Origin of the sequence: Ruegeria lacuscaerulensis, from assembly GCF_013031245.1 — a bacterium.
GTDB classification, from domain to species: domain Bacteria; phylum Pseudomonadota; class Alphaproteobacteria; order Rhodobacterales; family Rhodobacteraceae; genus Ruegeria; species Ruegeria lacuscaerulensis_C.
On sequence record NZ_WPZL01000027.1, the window covers coordinates 25,421 to 46,625 of the forward strand.

The following is a 21,205-nucleotide window of genomic DNA, read 5'->3' on the forward strand; positions in this document are numbered from 1 at the left end:
GTCGACTTCTTGGGGTAGTGAGAGGTCCGGTCGGTAAAACTCTGATTATGACCACGAGACTTGCTGTAAGTTGGGTGTTTTCATATATTAGATTTAAGCATAGATACGGCATATGGTATGTCAATGTCTTATTTATTACAAAATCCAACGCGCGCAGTACAGTTCCCGAGTAGGGGCTTAAGTGCCCGATGCTTCAGGAGGGCTGGACCACAGCCTGCGACAGTCCCGTGCAGTATCAGGCAAGCTGACGCAGTCCACGGGTCAGTGTTTTGAAAATCCGGGACGGACGTGTCTATATGGCCGAAAGCCTCAACCATTGGGACATGATCAGGAATGACAGTACGCCCCGGCACATCACGCGCAAACCTCCACATCCGGTTCAACGGCGTTTCATGCTGACGTTTCGACAGGTCGAGGCGTTTCGCTGCGTCTATCTGACCGGAAGCACCACAAGCGCCGCAAAGCTTCTGGGAGTGTCGCAACCTGCGGTGAGCCGTCTGCTGGGTGAGCTTGAAAGAGAGCTGGATCTGACCCTTTTCGAGCGAGCCGGACGGCGTCTGGCCAAAACTCAGGAGGCTGACGCGCTGTACGAAGAAGTGCAGCGCTCGTATCTCGGGCTGGAGCGGATAAAGGAAGCTGCCGAAAGCATTCGCGACTATCCGCATGGCAAGATTTGCCTCGTGGCCATTCCCACGGTCGAATCTACCATCGGGCTAGATCTGGTGGCACAGTTCAAACGGGAATATCCGCGCGCTTCGGCCTCGCTCGAGGTGCTTTTGTCGGATCAGGCCTGCGAGTGGGTCAGCGCCCGTCAGGCCAATATTGCGGTTGCCTATCCCTACAGCAACCGGCCGGGCCTGAATGTCAGGGTGGTCGATACGTCGCCTGCTGTCTGCGCGCTGTCTGCCGATCACCGGCTGGCGTCATGCGACATCATCAATGCCGAGGACCTGCAGGGCGAGAGCTTTGTGTCCTACCGCCCTGACAGCCTGCTGCGGCTGCGTATCGATCAGGTGTTTCGCGAACGTGGCGTGGCGCGGGATATCCGGCTGGAATGTCGTGCAACCGCCTCGGTCTTCGGAATGGTGGCGCGGGGTATGGGTGTGGCCGTGGTCGGCCCGCACCAGCCCCCGCCCAACGACGGAAGTGTGATCATTCGCCCTTTCAAGCCCGAGATTCCCGTCGAGCTGGCGGTGATCTGGCCCAAGGGCGCAAATCCGACCACGCTCGAGTCCAAGATGCTCGAAATCATCGAAACCTATTTCGGCGTATCGATCACCGATTGAGGTCACCCGGGCCTCAATAGCTGAACGCACTTACGGAAACGGATCGGGCACGGGAGCGGTTCCGGTCCAGACTGATTTGACCTGCAGGAAGTCCTTGATCGCATCGGGGCCCAGTTCGCGCCCGTATCCGGACAGTTTGATGCCGCCGATCGGACTTCCGGGATCAACGCTGCGGTAATGGTTGATATAGACTGTCCCTGACAGGATGCCGTCGGCCACCCGCGCCCCTTTGGCGGCATCAGACGTCCAGACACCTGCGGCCAGCCCGTAATCGCTGTCATTGGCCAGGGCAATGGCCTCCTCCTCGGTGTCGAAGGGGATGATTGCCAGCACCGGGCCGAACACCTCCTCGCGCCACAGTTGCATGTCGGGGCGGACCTGATCGAAGATCGTCGGCCCCACATAATACCCCCGCATCCCCTGCGCCGTTTGGGTGCCGTCCAGCAGACAGTCGGCGCCATCGGCCTTGGCCTGCGCGATCATCGAGGTCACCTTGCGCAGATGCGGCTCGTTTGCCAGTGGCGCGACCTGCGTTGCCGGGTCCATCGGATCGCCCAGTCTCAAACCCCTCGCCCGCTCCAGCAGGCGCGTGACTAAGGCGTCCTTAACCGGCGCCTCGACAATCAGCCGCGAGCCTGCCACGCAGGTCTGCCCGTTCGACAGGAAAATGCCGGACAGAACGCCGTTGACGGTGTTTTCCAGATCGCAATCTGCGAACACGACCTGAGGCGACTTGCCCCCTAGCTCCAACGTGGTGGGCACCACCCCGACCGAGGCAGCCTCGGCCACCTTGCGGCCACCAAAATCCGACCCTGTAAAGGTCACCTTGCGGGTCAGCGGATGGCGCACCAACGCCTCGCCCACCTCGTGCCCCAGCCCCGTTACCACATTCAGAACACCGGGCGGCAGGCCGGACTGATGCGCCAGCCGCGTAAATTCCAGGGTCGAGGCTGAGGTCATCTCGGAGGGTTTCACGACCACCGTGTTGCCAGCCGCCAGCGCCGGGGCCAGTTTCCACGCCAGAATCATCAGGGGCGAGTTCCATGGGGTGATCGCCACCACCACCCCATAGGGCAACCAATGCCCCACACTGGTCACATTCGGTATGGCGTTATCCTGCGTTTCGGGTGTCAACTTGCGCGCTTCGGCGGCGAAATAGCGATACCAGCTGTGCAGCCCAGCGAACTGGCCGCGCACCTCGGTGATGCGCTTGCCGTTGTCCCGGATTTCTGGCTCGACCAACTCCTCCCAGTGGATCTCAAGCGTATCGGCCAACGCGTCGAGCATGTCGGCCCGTTCCGAAGGGGTGGCCGAGGCCCAGGGTCCCTTGCGAAAGGCCAGATCAGCGTCGCGGATGGCAGCGTCGGCCTCGGATGCGCCGCAGCGTGCGACCCGACTCCATTCTGTTCCGGAGGCCGGGTCGATGCTGGGTATGGTCTCGCCCTGCCACGGCAGAAATGCCCCGGAGATAAACGGTGTATAGGTTTTCATTTATTGTCCTTCGGAAACATCGTGTGCGACAAGGGTAAGCAGATCACCACGGCAAACCATGCCGCGATTGCCATGTGCCAGTACCAGACCACCGGTCGGAAACGTCAGATTCAGCGCCGGACGCGCGGGATCATCGGGAAAACGCAAGTAACCCGCCAGGTCGCCTGTCCGCACATCCTGCCCGGCGCTGACCTTGCGATCAAACAAACCGGCGGCAGGGGCGTAAAGCGATGCGAGTGGAGAGGTGATCTCAACCTGACGTGTGGCAGTGTCCGGCGGGGCACCGTCTAGCACACCCAGATGGGTCAGGCAGTGCAGCAGACCGGCCTCAGCCGCGTCCACAATCTCGGGGGTCACATTACCACCACCTCCCAGTTCCGCCGCGATCATTGGAACACCGGCGCGGACCGCCGCCGCATTTACGGATCGGTTGTCGTTATGCTCGCCCAGTATCCAGATCAGCGGCAGGCCAAAAGCCTGGGCCAAATTCAGATTAGCCCGGGTCAGAAAAGCATTAGCGCAGCGCGAGGCCAGCGCGCAGGGCGCAAACACGGATGCCTTGCCGCCGGAATGCAGATCGATCACCGCATCGACGCGCGGCATCAGAACGGATTCGACAAAATGCGCCAGCATCGCGGTTGGCCCGCCATCGGGATCACCCGGAAAGGCGCGGTTCAGGTTCTGCCCGTCCAGTGGCGTCACCCGCGAGGATGCGGCCAGTGCTGCGGCGTTCAGCGCGGGCATCAGGATCAACTGACCCTGAACCTGCGTTGGATCCAGCCGCTCCGACAGCCGCAGAATTGCGGCAGGACCTTCGAATTCGTCGCCATGGGTGCCACCCAAAATCAAAACGGTCGGCCCATCTGATCCGCGCAGGCTGACGATCGGTATGGGGTAATAGCCCAGCGGCACATCATTGTCCGACCATTTCAGCATCACGTCCCCGGCCTGTCTGCCGGGGAGATCCAAATCAATTGTCACAAGCAATCTGCTGGTCTGAGTGGGGTGGGCCTGGGTCATGATCATCCTGATGCGGCAAATGTCCGGGGTTTTCATATCATAATTTTTTTGAAAGAGAATTGCAAAAAACTTTCTCTCGTGTGATATGAGGGTTGGGGAGATGCGAAAGATCGGCATTGGAGACATCATATGGTCGTAGCCCGCGCGAAGGCAGGTATAGACAAAATCAAACCGCATATGGTTGGAGGGGCGACACAGGCGGTTCCGCCGGTATCCATCCTGTTGAATTCCAACGAAAGCGTTTACGGCCCCAGCCCCCACGCGCTTGCGGCGGCGCGGGCGGCGGTCAGCGGGATTGAAAGGTATCTGGAAAATCCCGATCAGGTTCTGGCCCCGGCCATTGCCGAACATTTTGACCTGGACGCGGCGCGGATCACCACCGGGCAGGGTTCGGACGATTTGCTGGCGCGGCTGGCACGAGCCTATCTGGGCCCCGGCACCGAGCTGATCCGCAGCGAAAACGGCTATCTGAAAGTGCCGAACTACGCTTTTGCCAACGATGCTGATGTGATCTCGGTGCCTGATGACGATTTCAAACCCTCGGTAGACCGCATGATTGCGGCACTGACCGATCGCACCCGGATTGTCTATCTGGCCAATCCCGAGAATCCGGCGGGCACCTACCTGAGCGGCGCCGAAGTACGCCGCCTGCATGCCGCGCTGCCCGACAATGTGCTGCTGGTGATTGACGCCGCCTATGAGGAATACGTCGACGCCGACGATTACGAACCGGCGCACAAACTGGTGGAAGAGGCCGGGAACGTTGTCATGTGCCGGACGTTTTCCAAGATTTTCGGCCTGGCGGGGGCGCGGGTCGGGTGGATTTATGCGCCTGAAGATGTGATCGATTCCGTACGCCGCATCGCTCTGACCTTTCCCGTCGCGTCGCCCTCGGTCGCGGCGGCCATTGCTGCGCTGGAAGACGAAGCACATACCAGGTTTGTATTTGAAGAAAATCGCAAGGGGCGCAATTGGCTGACGGCCGAGTTGCAGGGCCTGGGCCTGAAAGTTGTGCCCAGCCAGGCCAATTTCCTTCTGGTGCATTTCCACAACCCCGAAAAATCCGCCGAAGCGGTTGATCATGCGCTGCGCCAGCAAGGCATCGCGGCGCGCCGTTTCGCATCTCCCGCCTACAAGGACTATATCCGCCTCACGGTTGGACAGTCGCAAGAGCTGAAGGCCGCGCGGGACGGTATCGCGCAATTTCTGAATGGAGGAGCATGATGGTTGCCTCGCCCCAACTGGCCCAGGATGCCCCGGTAGTCGACCACCCCTCTGGTGCAAAGATAGTCGAACAGATTAAGGCCGCAGACGTCCGCGAGATCGTTGCGCTGCCAGATATCGTCACCAGCGACGGGTTGCTCTGGCCGATCTCGCGCGACCCCGACTTCCGGCTGACCCGCATCTGCAAAGAGGATGAGGGTGTCAGCATTTGCGGCGCAATGTCCTACAACGGCACCCGCGCGGTGCTGATGATGCAGCAAACCGGGCTGATGGATTCGCTGAATGCCATTCGTGCAATCGGCATTGATTATGAACTGCCCATTGTGATGATGGTGGGGTTGCAGGGCAAGGAACCCCACGTGCATCCCGATCAGTCCGCGTCTTATGGCGTGCGGATCATCCGCCCGGTGCTGGATGCGATGCAGATTTCCCATTCCCTGATCGAAGAACCTGAAGACACTGATCATGTTTCAGGTGCTATCTCAGCAGCCTACGCGGCATCCCGCCCACATATCTTCCTGATTGGCCGTGCACCGGAGGCCCAATGACACTCTATCGTGACCAGGCGCTCAAGGCGCTGATCCCGCACATTAATGACCGCGATATCGTGGTTGCCGTCTATCAAAGCTGTTTCGATTGGCTGCAACTAAACCCGCGTGATCTGAATTATGTTGCCGTGGGCGCAATGGGGCAGGCCAGTTCGCACGGATTGGGTTTGGCGCTGGCCAATCCCGACCGGCGGGTCATCGTGCTGGATGGGGATGGCAGTTTGCTGATGAATCTCGGATCGCTGGTGACCATTGCCAATTCCGGTGTGACAAACCTGTATCATTTCCTATCGGCCAACCGGGTCTATGAAGTGAACGGTGCACATCCTCTGCCGGGTGCGGATCAGGTGGATTTCGAGGGCTTTGCCCGGTCCGCCGGATATGCTCGGGCGCAGAGCTTTTACGAGCTGGACCGGTTCACTGACGACCTTCCTGGCATCCTGTCGGCACCTGGGCCACAATTTGTCTGTATGGAAGTCACGGCAGGCGAAGCATTTCCACGGGACTACGCCTACATTCACAGTGCCAAAGCCCGGCAGACGTTCCGGGATGCACTCAGTCGGGGCTGAGTGAACCCCTGGCGATGTCCAGAAACATTTGTGCAACTGCAGACAGGGGCTCATTCTTGGACCAGAACAGAACAGCTTTGAAGTTCAGCGGCGCGGCGAACGGCAGCGCGACACAGCCGGGGATCGTTTCAAGATAACCCTTGGATGATCCCACGATGGAAACCCCGAGCCCCCGCGCCACCAGGCGGCAAATCCCATCTGTGGTGCGGGTTTCGTATTTCATGCTGCGTGAAATGGACTTTGCTTCGAAAAAACGATCGACCTCAAAGCGGAAACGCGAGGAACTCATATAAGAGATAAAGCTCTCATCCGCCAGATCGCGGGCCTGAATGATGGGTTTGTCAGCCAGCGGATGCCCCTCGGGCAGAACGCAATACACATCGTCATCCCAGATGATCAGGCTATCGAAGGACGGGTTGGACGGCACGCTTGACGTAATTCCGAAATCGTAATTCTGCGACACCATCCATTCAACCGTATCATCATTGGCCTCGAACTCCAGCCGGGCCATGGCATCGGGGCAGGTGGTCGCAAACGTGCCGATCAGGTCCGGGGCCAGTTGCGAGGCAAAGGCTGGTGTGGTCACCAGGCTGAGTCGGGCATGTCCGAATTTGCCGATCGCCGTCACGGCCTGCTTGATATGTTCCATCCCGCTCACAGCCTGACGTACCTCCTGCACCAGCAGTCGGGCTTCGTCAGTGGGAACCAGCACCCGGCCCGAGCGCTGAAACAGGGCGAACCCCACCTCGCCCTCGAGATCTGAGAGCAGCCGGCTGACAGCGGGTTGTGAAATACCAAGCATTTCCGCGGCTTCGGTTACGGTGCCGGTGGATACCACGGTTCGGAATGCATCGACCTGTCGGAAGGTAATCTTCATACCAACCGTCTTTCCACTATCAGAAAGTTTTCGCAAGGGAATTCTAATTATAGCATTTTTGAAAGAATAACTCGATAAAATGTTGACAGAGCTATATGTTGACCCTGATACTCATCAAATAATTCGGCGCGCCAGGGGGCTTGCATGCATGGACGGGTGACCACCGCAACACCACGAGCCAACCGCACTCGGGAGGATACAGGCTTTGACGCGGCAGCGTTTGGCCGCACAATCTGGCAGGTCGGGCAGGCTGTTCTTGTTTTTGCGGTCCTGGGGTTTCTGATCTGGCGCGGCGCGCAGTCGATGGACTACAGCTGGCAATGGTATCGGGTCGAGCCGTTCTTTTTCCGCGAAATCGATGGTGAGATAATATGGGGGCCGCTTGTGCGTGGCCTGATGGAAACGTTGCGTCTTGCCGGTATCGCAGGCGTGATCGCCATTCTGATCGGCTTTGTTGCCGCCTTTGCCCGGCTGTCGGATTCCATCGCTGGTCGCATTGTGTCCAAGGTCTACCTCGAGGCGATCCGCAATACTCCGCTGCTGGTTCAATTGTTCCTGTTTTACTTCGTTCTGGCGCCGATATTCGGAATTGACCGGTTCTGGGCGGGCGTCCTGTGTCTGGCCTTTTTCGAAGGGTCTTTTGCCGCTGAAATCATTCGGGGCGGCATTACCGCCGTGGACAAGGGGCAATATGAAGGCGCCGACGCCATTGGTCTGACGGCGGTTGATAAGTACCGCTTCATTATCGTGCCCCAATCATTGCCGCTGATTCTGCCGCCACTCACGGGTTTGCTGATCTCGCTGATCAAGCATTCGGCTATTGTCAGCGTCATTGCGGTTTCTGAACTCACGACCGCAGGCCTGAACCTGATTGCCGACACGTTCATGGCGTTCGAGGTCTGGTTCCTGGTTGCAGGCATCTACCTGTCGGTGACCATCACCCTGTCCATACTGGTCAGTATGTTCGAACACTCACTCAACAAAGGCAAAAGATAAGCTTTTGAAAATAAACAAATCTAACAATATCGGAGGAATAACCCAGATGAAATTCATGAAACCTATCAAAGGACTCGCAGTGGCAGCAGCAGTTGCTGTGACCAGCCTGTCAGCATCCGCCATTCCCGCTGCGGCAGAGGGCGTGATCGAGGAAATTCAGAAGCGCGGCAAGCTGCGCGTTGGCATGTCCACCTTCGTTCCCTGGGCGATGCGCGACAAGGACGGCAACCTGATCGGCTTTGAAATCGACGTCGCCACCAAAGTGGCCGAGGATATGGGGGTCGAGGTCGAATTCGTGCCCACCGCCTGGAGCGGGATCATTCCGGCACTGATCGCCAAGAAATTCGACATCATCATTGGCGGCATGTCGATCACACCGCAACGGAACCTGACGGTCAATTTCACCGCTCCTTACGCGCATTCGGGCCAGCAAATGGCGTCGAACACCGAGCTTGCGGGCGGATTTACATCCCTGGATGACTACAATGACACCAGCGTCACCATCGCCTGCCGCCGGGGCGCGACCCCATGCAACTTTGCTGCCGATCGTTTCCCCAAGGCCACTTTGCGCAAGTTCGATGACGACGCTCAGGCCTTTCAGGAAGTTGTGAACGGCAACGCCCATGCGATGATCTCATCAGCGCCAAAGCCGCGTTTCTGGTCAGATGCGCATTCTGACAAGGTGTTTGTTGCCAATGACGGTGAAAACCTCAGCCGCGGCAACGAAGCCTTCGCGCTGCGCAAGGGCGATCCGGACGCGCTGAACTTTTTCTCCAACTGGATTCTTGTGAACACCGCAAATGGTTGGCTGCAGGAAACGCATGACTATTGGTTCAAGGATCAGTCTGAGTGGAAAGACATGGTTGCCTCTAACTGATCTCCTCAAAGGCAACTCGCGGAGGCACGGCCTGATACCGTGCCTCCGTTCTTCTCCGAGGTGAAAGTGCCCATGGACAGAAATTCCCCCCCGCCCGCCCCGCCAAGAAAGCGTCTTGCCGTCTCCGATTTTGTTATATTCGGCGCGGTTGCCGCCCTGGTGATCTATGCCGGATATCAGGTCAAGGATGTGCTGGTATACAAATGGGATTGGTCGCGCGTTCTCGATTTTCTGATCCGCTGGGACCCGGAAAGACAGGAATATGTCGCAAACCTTCTGCTGATAGGCCTGTTCACTACTTTGCGCCTTGCGGTCTGGGGAACGATACTGGCCACGGTAATCGGTGTCCTTATGGGATACTGGCGCACGTCAAACAATCTGACGCTGAAGATCATCAGCCGAACCTATGTCGAACTAATCCGTAATATCCCGCCTCTGGTCTTCATTTTTATCTTCTACTTCTTCGTCTCCAGTCAATTGTTCCCAGCCATGGGGCTGGACGACGTGAACCCCGACAGCGCGATGGTCGACAATCCGGTGTTCCGGATCATGTTCGGCCGGCCCGAGTTGCTGTCGAACTTTCTCGCCGGGGTTCTGTGCCTGGCCCTGTTTGAGGGCGCCTATATTACCGAGATCGTCCGTGCCGGTATCCAGTCCGTTCCCAAGGGGCAATGGGAGGGCGCCCGTGCCATCGGTCTGTCGCCGTTCAACGTTCTGCGCGACGTGATCCTGCCCCAGGCTCTGCGCAAGATTCTGCCGCCGCTGGCAGGCCAGTTCATCACCCTGATCAAGGACAGCGCCATTGTCTCGCTGATTTCCATTCAGGAACTGACCTTTATGGCCACCGAGGTCGCCGCAACCACAACCAAGGTGTTCGAAACCTGGATTCTGGTGGGCGCGATGTACTTCGCCCTGTGTTACAGCTTTGCGCTTTTGTTCGACTGGCTCGAACGACGTGCTGCCAGAATTCGCCGATAGGAGTAGTTTAATGCTTGATGCCTCCGTCAGACCGCTGGTCGAAATCACCGGAATGTGCAAGTGGTACGGTCAGTTCAGCGCCCTGCACGACATCAACATGACCGTGAATGAGGGCGAGAAGGTTGTTGTTTGCGGCCCGTCCGGGTCGGGTAAGTCGACCATGATCCGCTGTATCAACCAGCTTGAGGCGCATCAGAAAGGCACCATCATGGTTGATGGGATCGAGGTCACGCCGGACATGAGGAACATCGCCGAAATCCGCCGCGAAGTGGGCATGGTGTTCCAGAGTTTCAACCTGTTCCCGCATATGACGATCCTCGACAACCTGATCCTGGGGCCAATGCGGAACCGGGGCGTATCAAAGAAGGACGCTACCGATCTTGCCATGCACTATCTGGAGCGGGTGCATATCGCGCAACAGGCCGGCAAGTATCCACCCCAGCTGTCGGGCGGCCAGCAACAGCGCGTGGCGATCGCGCGCTCTCTTTGCATGAAGCCCAAGCTGATGTTGTTCGACGAGCCAACCTCGGCATTGGACCCGGAGATGATCGCAGGGGTTTTGGATGTGATGATCGAACTGGCAGAGGAAGGCATGACCATGATCTGCGTGACGCATGAGATGGGCTTTGCCCGCAAGGTGGCCGATCGTGTCGTGTTTATGGACGAAGGCGAGATTATCGAGGTAGCAGGCCCTGAAGAGTTCTTCGGCAACCCGCAAAGCGACCGCGCCCAGCTGTTCCTGAGCCAGCTTCTGGGGCACTGACGGTCGGTTTACGCCGTGCTATTGCGGGCGGGTTGAGACGGTGATGAACTCGATCTCATCCGACAGGATGTCGCGGAACCCGTGCGGCAGCTTGGCGTCGAAGCTGAGTGTGTCGCCCGCCGACATCGCAAAGTCCTGAGTGCCACAACCATAAGTCGCCTGGCCTTCGATCATCTGGATGAAAACGTATCCTTCGTGCTGGTAGCGAGGCAGGTTGCCTGCTTCTTCTTTCGCTATTCGTATGCGGGCGGACTGAAAAATGCCTCCCAGGCCGTTGTGTTTGCCCAACAACAGATAGTTGTGGGCGTGGTCCTGCGTAATGCGGCAGGAAGGCAGGCCGGTTCCTGCCTTGACATGATGCACGTCCGCAGCATCGTCGGAACGGCTGAACAAAGCCATCAAAGATACCGACAGGGAATCGGCAAGTGCCTGAAGTGTGCCCAGCGAAGGTGATACATTTCCATTTTCAATACGACTGATCATCGGCGCCGATACCTGCGCCTGTGCAGCCAGCTCGGTGACGGTCAGGTTCCTCTCTTGTCGCAGCCGTTGCAGGGTCCGCCCGATTTCCAGTTCGGCATCCGATTTCCTGTCCTGCATTGAATGACCTTCATCTGATTAATTTTGAGCCCAGAATAGCTTCATTGGAGCTTGCGCAAAAGTAAAAACGTTGCTTGACAGTAAATAACTAATGATAAATATTGTTACTACCATGCAAAAGTATTCCGTCTTCTCGCTCGCCCGAAACGCACTTTCCGGGCACAAAAATTGGCCACGAGCCTGGCAAAGCCCTCCGCTCAAAGATCGCTATGAAGTGGTGGTGATCGGGGCAGGGGGGCATGGGCTGGCCACCGCCTACTACCTGTCCAAAGAGTTTGGCATCACCGATGTGGCGGTGCTGGAGCGCGGCTGGCTGGGTGGCGGCAACATAGCCCGAAACACCGTGACAATCCGCTCGAACTACATGCGTGACGAGTCAATCCCGTTCTATGTCAAATCCGTCGCCATGTACGAAGGGCTGACGGATGAGCTGAACTTCAACATGATGCATTCAAAACGCACCATGGTGGACGTGGTCCAAACATGGCCCAAGCTGCGTGAATTGCGCAGACGACAGCTTACGATGGACATCTATGGCTCGACCTATGAACACATCACGACCGAAGAACTGCGCAGGCGCATTCCGGCACTGACTGGTGGCGGACCAGATGCCCGCCTGCCGGTGATCTGCGGCATGGTGCATACGGATGCGGGTGTAAACCGGCATGATGCCGTGGCATGGGGTTACGCCCGTGCTGCGGATGCGATGGGCGTGGAGATCCATCAGCAGACCCCCGTGCAATCTCTGATCCGCGGTAACGATGGTGCCATCGAAGGTGTCGAGACCAATCGTGGCACTGTGCGGGCGCGCAAGGTTGTGGTGGCCGTGTCGGGCCATACCACAACGCTGACGGAAACTGCCGGGCTGAAACTGCCGTTGCGGACGATGAACCTGACGGCCTTTGTGTCCGAGCCGGTGAAGCCCCTGGTCGATGTGATCGTGAACTGCCCGGATAGTGGGTTCTATTTCAGCCAGTCCGACAAGGGCGAGATGGTGATCGGCGGCGCGCCTGATATGGGGCAAAGCTTCCGCCGCGACATCAAGCAGCATGTCTTCGAAGACACCGTGACCGCGATGCTGTCGCTGTTCCCAAGCTTCAAAAAGCTCAAGCTGATGCGGCAATGGGGCGGGCATCTGGACATTGCTCATGATGCCTCGCCCATCATGGATCAGACCGAAGTGCCGGGGCTGTTTGTCACCGCCGGGTGGTGGGGCGGATACAAGGCCATCCCCGCCGGTGGGCTGACGTTAGCGCATCTGGTGGCCAAGGGAGAACCGCACCCTCTGATGGCTCCATTCACACTTGGCAGGTTCCGACATCTGGACTTCGTGATGGAAGCCGGCACCACAACGGCGCGATAGAAAGGACGGGACCATGATGCTTTTAACCTGCCCGTTCTGCGGCAAGCGAAATGAAAGCGAGTTTATCTATGGAGGTCCGGTTGGGGCGGACCGCCCCGATCCCAACGCCGTCAGTGACGCGGAATGGGTAGAGTATCTGACTGTGACGCCGAACCCCTTAGGACCGGTTCGGGAAAAATGGTGGCACGCGCGCGGATGCGGAGGATGGTTCGCGATCTGGCGGGACACACGGACCCATGACATTGTGGAGGTCCCCGATGGCACAAAGTAACCGTCGCGCCTCGGGAGGGCGCATCGACCGGAACCAACCTTTGCAATTTACCTTCAACGGCAAGTCTTATGAGGGGTTCAAGGGCGACACGCTCGCCTCGGCGCTGCTGGCAAACGGCGTGCGGGTCACTGCCCGCAGTTTTAAGTACCATCGCCCGCGCGGCATCATGGGTCACGGACCCGAGGAACCGGCGACATTGGTTGAGCTTGATGGCGAAGACGCCTCGGGCAACCGTCCGGCGACTACGGTGCCGCTGCGCGACGGTCTGAGTGCCCGGTCGGTCAATTGCTGGCCCTCACCCGAGTTCGATCTGGGCGGTATAAACCAACTGTTTGAGCGGTTCCTCCCGGCAGGTTTCTATTACAAGACGTTCAAATGGCCCAATTGGCACCTGTTCGAACCGTCGATTCGCAAAGCCGCCGGTCTGGCGGCAGCTCCGGCCAAACCTCCGGCCAGGGGTCATTTCGAGGCCCGCAATGCCCATGCCGACGTGTTGATCGCCGGGGCGGGTCCTGCCGGTTTGCAGGCTGCACTTGAGGCGGCGCGCGCGGGTATGCGGGTGTTTCTGGCCGATGAGGGTGCTGAGGCGGGCGGCAGCCTGCTCCATCGCAACCTGACCATCGGCGGCCGTCCCGCTATGGATTGGGTGGCCGATGCGGTGGCCGAACTGCGCGGGATGGAGAATGTGATCCACCTACAGAACGCAACCGTCTGGGCCTATCGTGAGCATAATCTGCTGATCGTGAACCAGCGGGACCCTGAGCAGGATTCGATCCTCGAACGCAGCTGGCGGGTCCGTGCGGGCGAGGTTGTCATCGCCACCGGGGCCACGGAACGCGCATTGGTGTTTGGCGGCAATGATCGTCCTGGTGTGATGCTGGCCTCTTCGGTTCAGGCTTATGTCAACCGCTGGGGGGTGACGCCTGGGCAGCGCGTGGTGCTGTTTACCAACAACAACAGTGCTTATGCAGTGGCGGCCGATCTGGCCGTGGCGGGCGTCACGGTCGAGGCGATCCTGGACAGCCGCAACACGGTGCCGAAGGCGGCATTGGATCTGGTTTCCGGGATTACGGTGCGTTCCGGAACCGTTGTCAGCGATGTCCGGGGGCACAAACGTGTCCGCGCCGTGAAGGCTGTGCCCGCCAACGGCGGGGCCGGGACCTGGATCACTTGCGATCTGCTGGCCTGCTCCGGGGGTTGGAATCCGACGGTGCATCTGTGGTCTCAGTCCCGCAGCACTCTGCGGTTTGATGAGGAGCTGGCTGCGTTTTGCCCCGATCAGGCGGTGCAATCCTGCCGGGCCGTGGGTGCGGCGGCCGGTGTTCTGACGCTGGACCGGATCGTCGATGGAGGCGAAGACCTGACCTATCGGATTGAGCCGCTTTGGCGGGTGGATGTTCCAGGCCAGCGTGGCAAGGCGTTTCTGGACGTTCAGAACGATGTGGCCGTCAGCGATGTGCACCTGGCGCTTCGCGAAGGCTACGACAATGCCGAACATGTCAAACGCTACACCACCGGCGGCATGGGCATCGATCAGGGCAAGACCGGCAACATTAACATTATCGGCACTGTTGCCTTGCAAAAGGGCGTTCCGCTGCAGGAGGTTGGCACAACCACCTTCCGGTCGCCCTATACACCGGTCTCCTTTGGCGCGATCGGAGGATTGCGGGAAGAGACGGTGCTGTTCCCCTATCGCCATACCCCGGTGACGCAATGGAACAAGGACAATGGCGCGGTGATGTACGAGGCTGGCGCCCGATGGCGGCGGCCGGGGTATTTCCCCAAGCCCGGAGAAGATCTGCAAGAGGCGGTGAACCGGGAATGCCGCGCGGTGCGCGAAGGCGTTGGTGTCTACGATGGTTCTCCGCTTGGCACGTTCGAGCTGAAAGGGCGGGACGTTCCGCAATTCCTCGATTTTATCTATTCCAACATCATGTCCAGCCTGAAACCGGGTGATGGACGATATGGGTTGATGCTGTCCGAGGATGGGTTGATCCTGGACGATGGCGTGGCCTTCCGGCTGGATGAGCACCGCTGGATGATCTCGACCTCGACCGGCCATGCGGATGCAGTGAACCAGCAAATGGAAAAGCTGCTGCAAACCGAGTTCCCGAACTGGCAGGTGATGATCACGACTGTCACAAGCCAGTGGAACAATGCCACCATCTGTGGCCCCATGGCGCGCGAGGTCATGCACGCTCTGGGGACAGATATCGATCTCTCGCCCGAGGCGTTCCCCTTCATGTCCTTCCGAGATGGCACCGTCGCCGGTTTTCCGGCGCGTGTGGTCCGGGTCAGCTTCACCGGTGAGCTGTCCTATGAGGTCAATGTCGCCCCCCGCCATATGGCGGAATTGTGGGGCAAAGTGATGGAGGCGGGTGCTCCCTTTGGCATCCTGCCTGTCGGCTCAGAGTCCAGCCACGTGCTGCGGGTCGAAAAGGGGTTCCTGTCGCTTGGTCACGAGGTTGACGGAACGGTTGATGCCTACGATTTGGGTATGGGCTGGGCAATGTCGAAGAAGAAACCAGACTACCTGGGTAAACGCTCGGTTGCTCTGCGCCGGTCGGGCGGCGGAACGCGGCGCGAGTTGGTGGGGATTCTGCCGGAAGACCCCAACCGGCCAATCCCCGAAGGCGCGCCGTTGACCCCCGGAGGCCGCAAGGAGGCCACCGATGGTCTGGTCACGGCCTGCGTCTGGAGTGTGGTCAACAACCGATGGGTCGGGCTGGCACTGCTGCAGAACGGTCACGCGCGACAGGGCGAAACCGCCCATGTCCGGGTGAAGGATGATGTGATCCCGGTGACGGTAACGAAGCCGGTATTCCACGATCCCGAAGGCAAGCTGCTGAGGTCCTGAGATGAGTTACAAGGTTAATATCGCCCGCCAGAGCCTGAACGCGCTGTTCGACCTCAAAGGGTCCCCCGCAGCAATTCTGACTTGGGTTGAAGGGGCCTTGCCGGCTTTGCCGGAACGACCGAATTCCCGGACAAGGCGGGATGCGCTCGACCTGTATCACATCGGGCGAGATCACTGGATTGTGCGTGCCCCGCTGGGCTTGGAAGGGCGGCTCGAGACGCAGCTCAGACCCACCGACTGCCCGGCCGATATCAGTATCGTGCGGGTCTCGGACACTCTGACCTTTTTCCGCGTCACCGGCCTACAAGCGGCGGATGTGATGGCCATTGCCTGCCCGCTCGATCTGCACGACACTGCGTTTGACGCTGACGCGGTCACTTATTCCGAGCTGTTTGGCCTGAAAGCACTGGTGATGCGGTGCGAGGGCGGTTTCGAATTCGCCGTCGAACAGAGCTTTGGCGACATGATCACGGATTACCTGACCCGCGCAACTGCCTGAAAAAAGGAGGTCCCATGGCCCGCACGCATGTCCACAAATATCAGACCCGCTATCACGCTCAGGCGACCTATTCCAAAGCGATCCGCGCGCGGGGGGATTTCGTGTTCATGCAGGGACAGGTCGGCACCCTGTTGGACGGGACCCTGGTCGGTGAAGGCGACCCCGGCGCGCAGGCGGATCAGGCCTGCCGTAACATCCAGCGCTGGATGGAAGAGGCCGGCGGCAGCCTGGCAGATGTGTGTAAACTAACGGTCTATGTTACCGATATCTCATACCGTCCTGCCGTTTACGAGGCGATCAATCGCTGGTTCGAAGGCGTGCACCACTGTTCGACCGGGGTGGTTGTGCAGGGGCTGGCCGATCCGTCGTTGCTGGTCGAGATCGACGCGATGGCCGTTATCGACGACAATGCGGAACAGGCCGGGTAGGGTGGCAGACAAAAACTATCGAGAACCATTGTGTTCCAGGTTGTTTCGGTGTCCGGTTGCCCCGACCCCACGCCGCAAGTGACACGCCATGCTGACGACCCTGACTTCGATCCTGCCAATCTTTCTGATCATTGCCTTGGGCCTGGCCCTGCGCAAGGGCGGCATTCCCAGTACCGATTTCTGGAACCTGAATGACAAGCTGGTCTACTGGGTGCTTATGCCCTGCCTGCTGTTCACCAAGATTTCTCTGGCGCCGGTCGAGGCCACGTCACTGGGGCTGTATTCGATCACCATTCTGGGTGGGTTCATCGCCACTTTGCTTTTTGGCCTGATCGCACCCCGGTTGGCGGGTTATCCGGCGCCTCAGGCCACTTCGATACTGCAAGGGTGTGCCCGGCATAACTCGTTCATCGGGTTGGCGATGGCGGGCAATTTGTTTGGGCAGCAGGGGTTCGATATCGCTATTCTGGCCACCGCCATGTTGGTGCCGGTTACAAATATCGCAATGGTGGTTTTGATGGTCAGCGCGCTTCAGAAACGCGGAACGGGGTACCTGCCGATGGCCATTCTGCGCGAACTGGCGCGCAACCCCTATGTGATCGCAATCCTGTTGGCAATTCTGGCCAATCGTATTGTAGGTGACCGGATCCCAGTAGTTCACGAGATATCCGATGTTCTGGGTGCGGGCGCTTTGCCGATTACCCTGCTGGCAGTGGGGGCCAATCTGCGGGTGCGGGCGATGACGGCCCGGGTATGGCCGATACTGCTGTCCTTTTTGGGCAAGATGATGGTGTTTCCGCTGGCTGCTCTGGCCATCGGTCTGCTCATAGGTCTCCCGCAGAATGTCCTGCAGATCGCCATTGTCTATTCGGTGGTGCCAACTGGTGTATCGTCGTACACGCTGGCGAAACAGCTTGGCGGGGACGCCCCGCTAATGGCGGCGATCGTCACGATCCAAACTCTGGTCTCGGCAATCACCATCCCCGTCTCTTTGGCGCTGCTGCTGCCATTGACCGGGGCGGCCATTGCCGGTGGTGTTAGCTAGACTTCAAAGGGATCTGATGCCTGTCAAGTACCAGGTTTTCATGGGGTTCTGAAGGTGTAGACGTCCCCGCTGGCCTCTCTGTGCCATTGTGGGTTTTCAAACAGTCCGGTTTGGAGGCGTCTAAGCAATTGCCGAAGAAGCCATCCGCAGGATTGCAAAGTTCTATGCCGTAGAAAAAGTGGCACGGCGCAAACCCCCGAAAAGCGTGCCGCCTTGCGACAGGATAAGGCCAAACCAGTCTTTGATGAACTCGAACAAGGGCTGCACGATCAATTGCCCCGAATATCCGGCAAGTTGCCGCTGGCGAAGGCGATCCGCTATGCTTTGGGACGCTTGCCGAAAGCCCGCGCATACCTGGATCATGGTTACTTGGAACTGGACAACAACTCGGCCGAGCGTGCTGTCAAACCCGTCGCCATCGGGAGAAAGAACTGGATGTTTGCTGGATCCGAAGGTGGCGGAAAAGCCATGGCCATCGCATTCACCCTGATCGAAACCGCCAAACTCAATGGCGTCGACCCAAAAGCCTGGCTCAGTTGGGCCTTAGAGCGCATCTCAGATCACAAGATCACCCGCCTCTGTGAACTCATGCCTTGGAATTACACCACGCAAGCTGTGTAAAAGAGGCCAAACAATCACAATAGACCGGGCTTACCGACCGGCATCTTCAAACTGAGGAAAATACTGGTGTATATCTATGACGAAGAAGCGTCCGCGGTGAATAAAGCGGCCATTGCACGTAACACGGAAACAGGTTCGTCTGTACTCTCTCTCAACCGCATGGAAGGGCGACAAGGAGATGCGATGTTTTATTCCCGCTATGAGGGCCCTGATGGTGTGTTTGAATTCGCGACGCACAAAGAGGGCGGGGATCGTCAGGTAAAAGCAATTCTTCCCGACCCTGTCTTTTTGGGAGATATCTCCGCGGAAGAACGGCGTGAGCTGAGGAAAAAGCAGTGGGCCCTGCGAGATGAACTGAATATCCTTCACAAAGAAATCGTTAATATTCATCGAGAAATGCCACTTTCTATGGTTCTGGCTGAAGACCTGATGCGGCTTGTTTGGACCTCAAGCAGTCATGGGGGCGAACGCACGGATTGTTATATTACAGTTGGCTTTCTGAACGGGAACCCGATGGCGCCCCGTGGACAGGAAACCCCCTACCTCAAGCTGGATCAGTATGCCGCTTTTAGCGTCGGTATAAATGGAAAGTGGTGAATTGAGTTCAAACCCAACGCTTGATCGATATCTTAGTGAACCAGCCCCTGTTTCAGCGGACACCTAAACGGTTTCAGATTAGTCCTGATGAACTCGCGGGGCGAGCGTCATTTCAGGCTGCTTAGTGGTTGGTTGTTGTTATATTCTTCCATCCAGTCTCCTATCGTTGACTGCACGGTTTCGGCATCCGGCGGCGTGCTCACAGGGCGATCACGAAGGATGCGATCCTGTTCTCGGTCCTCTTCTATGCTCGATACGGCGTGTCGTACCGTGACCTTGAAGAAATCATGTCCGAGCGTGGCGTTGCGGTAGATCACACGACGCTGAACCGTTGGGTCACACGATATTCAGGCGCAATCGCCGACGCAGCGCGCAGACGGAAGGGATTGTGTGACCGTTCCTGGCTTATAGATGAGACTTACGTAAAAGTGAAAGGCGCGTGGGTCTATCTCTGCCGAGCCGCCGACAAACACGGCAAGACACATGGTTTCATGATTTCACGACGTCGGAACAAACCTGCCGCGACGAAATTCATTGCTCGAATGCTGGAATGGTCTTCCTCGAAAGTTCGTCATCGACAAGAGCGGTGCGAACATCGCTGGCATCAAAACAATCAACAAGATTCTGAAAGGCTTTGGCTGCCCGATCCCGATTGAGATGGTGAGACGCAAGTACCTTAACAACATCATGGAACAGGACCATCGATTCATCAAGAGACGCATTCGGCTAATGCTGGGATTCAAGGCATTCGCTTCAGCAGCGGCAACACTCGACGAAATCGAAGTGGCACATTTGAACTGCAACAACCAAACAACGCCCGGACATTGTTCCGTTTCATCTATTCGCCGAGGTGGCAATCTGAATCTGAAGCGATCACAAAACCATTTGTCCGACCCAATACTTTGCAACGTAATCATATGTCGCCGGTAAACAAATCTGTTCAACCTCATTCAAACACGCAGTCCCATCGGTGAGCCATTGCAAACAGAGGGATCTCTCCGTGAAGAACTGGCGCGAATCCATCGAGGCATAGGTGCTTATTCGGCTTTCTTTAACGCTGCCTTGAGCTACATCCAATTACATCCAACATATTTGTAATGCCGAGTTCAATATTGGCAGGTGGGACAGCGTAACTGGAGAAGCAGGCGCAAAATTTCCATGGAGATTTTGTCATTGGATATCTCCCGGCTTTACGCCGGTCTCAACGGGAAGGGCGATCTGTCGCCCTTGTTGGAAACGGTCTGCCAAGAATTCGGCGGATCCACGGCTATGCTGGAAATTGGTCTCGCTGACGGTCAGAAAACCCTGCTGAACCATTGCCCGCACTGGCCGTGTACGGACCAGTCAGGCACCGGCATGACTGGTCCTCGGCCTACCGTAGGAGAATTGCGTCGTCTGGTGGCACTCAAGCCCGGCATGGTCCTATCCGGGCAGGAAATGGCTGAAATTCTTCGGATCACAAGGTTCTCAATCCGGATTCGGGAGGCTGCCCTGCGCAAACGTGCAATCCTTGGAGTCACGGCACGATGCGGCATGTGCGCCGAAGTCGTGGTTGTATGGGCCAGAAACTTTACGCGCGAGTACAACGATTGCGATGGTCGACATCTCAAATCCATCCTTCTGCATCTAGACAAGATTCGCGAGCTTGGCCTCAGTATTGGCGAATATCGGCAGGAACGGCGCGCGTTGTCCACGGTCCTCAATCACATTTCCTCTGGCTGCCTGCTGGTCAATGAACACTGCTATCTTCGCTTTATGAATGCTGCGGCAGGACGTGCAATTGCCGGGAGTAGGGTTCTGCGTGTTGGTTCCAAAAGACTGGGTGGTCATACGTATGCGACCTCGAGATTGCTGTGGAGCCGGGTGTTGGGCATCGCGAGAGGACCGATAGACAAGACGGAAATCCTATCTCTTTGCGGGCCGCAAGACATCGTGCCGACAGTGCTCCGGCTGGTTCACGTGGTGCCTGTAACCAACCGTCCAGAGCAGCGCGTAGCCATCATCATTCCGGGTGGGCGGTCTGTTCAGGATGATCTTCTTTCGGAAGTTGGGCGCGTTTACGGTCTGACGCCGGCAGAGACACGTTTGCTGGATGCTATAGCAAGAGAGGAAACCCTTTCGGGCGCGGGTCGGCGTATCGGCGTTGGTGCCAACACCGCCCACACCCATTTGCAGCATCTTTACACCAAGCTCGATGTGCACAGCCATGCATGCCTGGTGCGCTTCCTGTCTTCTCGCGGGATTATCTGAGGCATGCACCTCACCTGACGGGGTGATGCGCGGTACAAATTCAAC

20 protein-coding genes and 2 pseudogenes are annotated in these 21,205 nt (G+C 58.1%); 18 read left to right on the plus strand and 4 right to left on the minus strand.

The window, feature by feature from the left end:
- Positions 1-296: 296 nt before the first annotated feature.
- The gene (locus GOX66_RS20675; RefSeq protein WP_170765072.1) at positions 297-1,286 is read left to right on the plus strand and encodes a LysR substrate-binding domain-containing protein; all 990 of its coding nucleotides are present in this window, start codon (positions 297-299) and stop codon (positions 1,284-1,286) included.
- A 30-nt stretch (positions 1,287-1,316) separates the two neighbouring features.
- Here the strand turns inward: GOX66_RS20675 and GOX66_RS20680 are convergent, their stop codons facing one another.
- Positions 1,317-2,777 carry an aldehyde dehydrogenase gene (locus GOX66_RS20680; protein ID WP_170765073.1) on the minus strand — a complete coding sequence of 487 codons (1,461 nt, stop codon included), beginning with the start codon at positions 2,775-2,777 and terminating at the stop codon, positions 1,317-1,319.
- Positions 2,778-3,758, minus strand: a complete 981-nt coding sequence (locus GOX66_RS20685; RefSeq protein ID WP_336509509.1) for a succinylglutamate desuccinylase/aspartoacylase family protein — start codon at positions 3,756-3,758, stop codon at positions 2,778-2,780.
- A 168-nt stretch (positions 3,759-3,926) separates the two neighbouring features.
- Between GOX66_RS20685 and GOX66_RS20690 the strand changes: the two genes are divergently transcribed.
- From GOX66_RS20690 to GOX66_RS20700, 3 genes are read left to right on the plus strand one after another with little or no spacing between them, the layout of a single operon-like run.
- A complete protein-coding gene (locus GOX66_RS20690) occupies positions 3,927-5,021 on the plus strand; it encodes a pyridoxal phosphate-dependent aminotransferase (RefSeq protein ID WP_170765077.1) in 1,095 nt (364 codons plus the stop codon).
- Positions 5,021-5,569 (plus strand): decarboxylase, encoded by a 549-nt coding sequence (locus tag GOX66_RS20695; protein WP_170765079.1) that lies wholly within the window; start codon positions 5,021-5,023, stop codon positions 5,567-5,569. Before GOX66_RS20690 ends, GOX66_RS20695 begins: the two co-directional genes overlap by 1 nt.
- Positions 5,566-6,138 carry a thiamine pyrophosphate-dependent enzyme gene (locus GOX66_RS20700; RefSeq protein WP_170765081.1) on the plus strand — a complete coding sequence of 191 codons (573 nt, stop codon included), beginning with the start codon at positions 5,566-5,568 and terminating at the stop codon, positions 6,136-6,138. The genes GOX66_RS20695 and GOX66_RS20700 overlap by 4 nt, the downstream gene beginning before the upstream one ends.
- Here the strand turns inward: GOX66_RS20700 and GOX66_RS20705 are convergent.
- Positions 6,125-7,015 carry a LysR substrate-binding domain-containing protein gene (locus GOX66_RS20705; RefSeq protein ID WP_170765083.1) on the minus strand — a complete coding sequence of 297 codons (891 nt, stop codon included), beginning with the start codon at positions 7,013-7,015 and terminating at the stop codon, positions 6,125-6,127. The genes GOX66_RS20700 and GOX66_RS20705 overlap by 14 nt on opposite strands.
- Before the next feature lie 144 nt (positions 7,016-7,159).
- Between GOX66_RS20705 and GOX66_RS20710 the strand changes: the two genes are divergently transcribed.
- From GOX66_RS20710 to GOX66_RS20725, 4 genes are all read left to right on the plus strand, one after another.
- On the plus strand, positions 7,160-8,011 hold the full coding sequence (locus GOX66_RS20710; RefSeq protein WP_170765085.1) for an amino acid ABC transporter permease: 852 nt from the start codon (positions 7,160-7,162) through the stop codon (positions 8,009-8,011).
- A gap of 55 nt (positions 8,012-8,066) precedes the next feature.
- Positions 8,067-8,888, plus strand: a complete 822-nt coding sequence (locus GOX66_RS20715) for a transporter substrate-binding domain-containing protein (protein WP_237212703.1) — start codon at positions 8,067-8,069, stop codon at positions 8,886-8,888.
- Between the two features lie 72 nt (positions 8,889-8,960).
- The gene (locus GOX66_RS20720) at positions 8,961-9,866 is read left to right on the plus strand and encodes an amino acid ABC transporter permease (protein WP_170765088.1); all 906 of its coding nucleotides are present in this window, start codon (positions 8,961-8,963) and stop codon (positions 9,864-9,866) included.
- Between the two features lie 10 nt (positions 9,867-9,876).
- Complete coding sequence (locus GOX66_RS20725; RefSeq protein WP_170765090.1) at positions 9,877-10,629, plus strand: amino acid ABC transporter ATP-binding protein; 753 nt, start codon at positions 9,877-9,879, stop codon at positions 10,627-10,629.
- Positions 10,630-10,647: 18 nt separating this feature from the next.
- On the opposite strand, the gene GOX66_RS20730 is transcribed toward GOX66_RS20725, so the two are convergent.
- The gene (locus tag GOX66_RS20730; RefSeq protein WP_170765092.1) at positions 10,648-11,229 is read right to left on the minus strand and encodes a helix-turn-helix domain-containing protein; all 582 of its coding nucleotides are present in this window, start codon (positions 11,227-11,229) and stop codon (positions 10,648-10,650) included.
- A gap of 112 nt (positions 11,230-11,341) precedes the next feature.
- Between GOX66_RS20730 and GOX66_RS20735 the strand changes: the two genes are divergently transcribed.
- From GOX66_RS20735 to GOX66_RS20780, 10 genes and pseudogenes are all read left to right on the plus strand, one after another.
- Positions 11,342-12,592, plus strand: a complete 1,251-nt coding sequence (locus tag GOX66_RS20735) for an FAD-dependent oxidoreductase (protein ID WP_170765095.1) — start codon at positions 11,342-11,344, stop codon at positions 12,590-12,592.
- 13 nt (positions 12,593-12,605) lie between these two features.
- Positions 12,606-12,863: a sarcosine oxidase subunit delta gene (locus GOX66_RS20740; protein ID WP_170765097.1), complete on the plus strand. Its 258-nt coding sequence runs from the start codon at positions 12,606-12,608 to the stop codon at positions 12,861-12,863.
- Positions 12,850-15,720 (plus strand): 2Fe-2S iron-sulfur cluster-binding protein, encoded by a 2,871-nt coding sequence (locus GOX66_RS20745; RefSeq protein ID WP_170765099.1) that lies wholly within the window; start codon positions 12,850-12,852, stop codon positions 15,718-15,720. The genes GOX66_RS20740 and GOX66_RS20745 overlap by 14 nt, the downstream gene beginning before the upstream one ends.
- A 1-nt stretch (position 15,721) precedes the next feature.
- Positions 15,722-16,219, plus strand: a complete 498-nt coding sequence (locus GOX66_RS20750) for an aminomethyltransferase family protein (RefSeq protein ID WP_170765101.1) — start codon at positions 15,722-15,724, stop codon at positions 16,217-16,219.
- A gap of 14 nt (positions 16,220-16,233) precedes the next feature.
- Positions 16,234-16,647, plus strand: coding sequence for a RidA family protein (locus GOX66_RS20755; protein ID WP_170765102.1), 414 nt, complete (start codon positions 16,234-16,236; stop codon positions 16,645-16,647).
- An 88-nt stretch (positions 16,648-16,735) separates the two neighbouring features.
- On the plus strand, positions 16,736-17,692 hold the full coding sequence (locus GOX66_RS20760) for an AEC family transporter (protein WP_170765103.1): 957 nt from the start codon (positions 16,736-16,738) through the stop codon (positions 17,690-17,692).
- A gap of 127 nt (positions 17,693-17,819) precedes the next feature.
- Positions 17,820-18,313: pseudogene (locus tag GOX66_RS20765) on the plus strand (IS66 family transposase); the annotation flags it as partial.
- A 66-nt stretch (positions 18,314-18,379) separates the two neighbouring features.
- Entirely contained in the window at positions 18,380-18,910 is a 531-nt protein-coding gene (locus tag GOX66_RS20770; RefSeq protein ID WP_170765104.1) for a hypothetical protein, read from the plus strand.
- A gap of 185 nt (positions 18,911-19,095) precedes the next feature.
- Positions 19,096-19,772, plus strand: a pseudogene (locus GOX66_RS20775) (IS6 family transposase).
- Positions 19,773-20,068: 296 nt separating this feature from the next.
- On the plus strand, positions 20,069-21,160 hold the full coding sequence (locus tag GOX66_RS20780; RefSeq protein ID WP_170765105.1) for a helix-turn-helix transcriptional regulator: 1,092 nt from the start codon (positions 20,069-20,071) through the stop codon (positions 21,158-21,160).
- The last annotated feature ends 45 nt before the right edge of the window (positions 21,161-21,205 follow it).

Excerpts from the sequence above, each read along its gene's own strand:
- GOX66_RS20745 (WP_170765099.1), top strand. The coding sequence starts at position 12,850 with ATGGCACAAAGTAACCGTCGCGCCTCGGGAGGGCGCATCGACCGGAAC.
- GOX66_RS20780 (WP_170765105.1), top strand. The coding sequence starts at position 20,069 with ATGGAGATTTTGTCATTGGATATCTCCCGGCTTTACGCCGGTCTCAAC.
- GOX66_RS20675 (WP_170765072.1), top strand. The coding sequence starts at position 297 with ATGGCCGAAAGCCTCAACCATTGGGACATGATCAGGAATGACAGTACG.
- GOX66_RS20760 (WP_170765103.1), top strand. The coding sequence starts at position 16,736 with ATGCTGACGACCCTGACTTCGATCCTGCCAATCTTTCTGATCATTGCC.
- GOX66_RS20755 (WP_170765102.1), top strand. The coding sequence starts at position 16,234 with ATGGCCCGCACGCATGTCCACAAATATCAGACCCGCTATCACGCTCAG.
- GOX66_RS20725 (WP_170765090.1), top strand. The coding sequence starts at position 9,877 with ATGCTTGATGCCTCCGTCAGACCGCTGGTCGAAATCACCGGAATGTGC.
- GOX66_RS20730 (WP_170765092.1), bottom strand. The coding sequence starts at position 11,229 with ATGCAGGACAGGAAATCGGATGCCGAACTGGAAATCGGGCGGACCCTG.
- GOX66_RS20690 (WP_170765077.1), top strand. The coding sequence starts at position 3,927 with ATGGTCGTAGCCCGCGCGAAGGCAGGTATAGACAAAATCAAACCGCAT.
- GOX66_RS20740 (WP_170765097.1), top strand. The coding sequence starts at position 12,606 with ATGATGCTTTTAACCTGCCCGTTCTGCGGCAAGCGAAATGAAAGCGAG.
- GOX66_RS20720 (WP_170765088.1), top strand. The coding sequence starts at position 8,961 with ATGGACAGAAATTCCCCCCCGCCCGCCCCGCCAAGAAAGCGTCTTGCC.
- GOX66_RS20705 (WP_170765083.1), bottom strand. The coding sequence starts at position 7,015 with ATGAAGATTACCTTCCGACAGGTCGATGCATTCCGAACCGTGGTATCC.
- GOX66_RS20695 (WP_170765079.1), top strand. The coding sequence starts at position 5,021 with ATGGTTGCCTCGCCCCAACTGGCCCAGGATGCCCCGGTAGTCGACCAC.
- GOX66_RS20700 (WP_170765081.1), top strand. The coding sequence starts at position 5,566 with ATGACACTCTATCGTGACCAGGCGCTCAAGGCGCTGATCCCGCACATT.
- GOX66_RS20750 (WP_170765101.1), top strand. The coding sequence starts at position 15,722 with ATGAGTTACAAGGTTAATATCGCCCGCCAGAGCCTGAACGCGCTGTTC.
- GOX66_RS20715 (WP_237212703.1), top strand. The coding sequence starts at position 8,067 with ATGAAACCTATCAAAGGACTCGCAGTGGCAGCAGCAGTTGCTGTGACC.
- GOX66_RS20735 (WP_170765095.1), top strand. The coding sequence starts at position 11,342 with ATGCAAAAGTATTCCGTCTTCTCGCTCGCCCGAAACGCACTTTCCGGG.
- GOX66_RS20680 (WP_170765073.1), bottom strand. The coding sequence starts at position 2,777 with ATGAAAACCTATACACCGTTTATCTCCGGGGCATTTCTGCCGTGGCAG.
- GOX66_RS20710 (WP_170765085.1), top strand. The coding sequence starts at position 7,160 with ATGCATGGACGGGTGACCACCGCAACACCACGAGCCAACCGCACTCGG.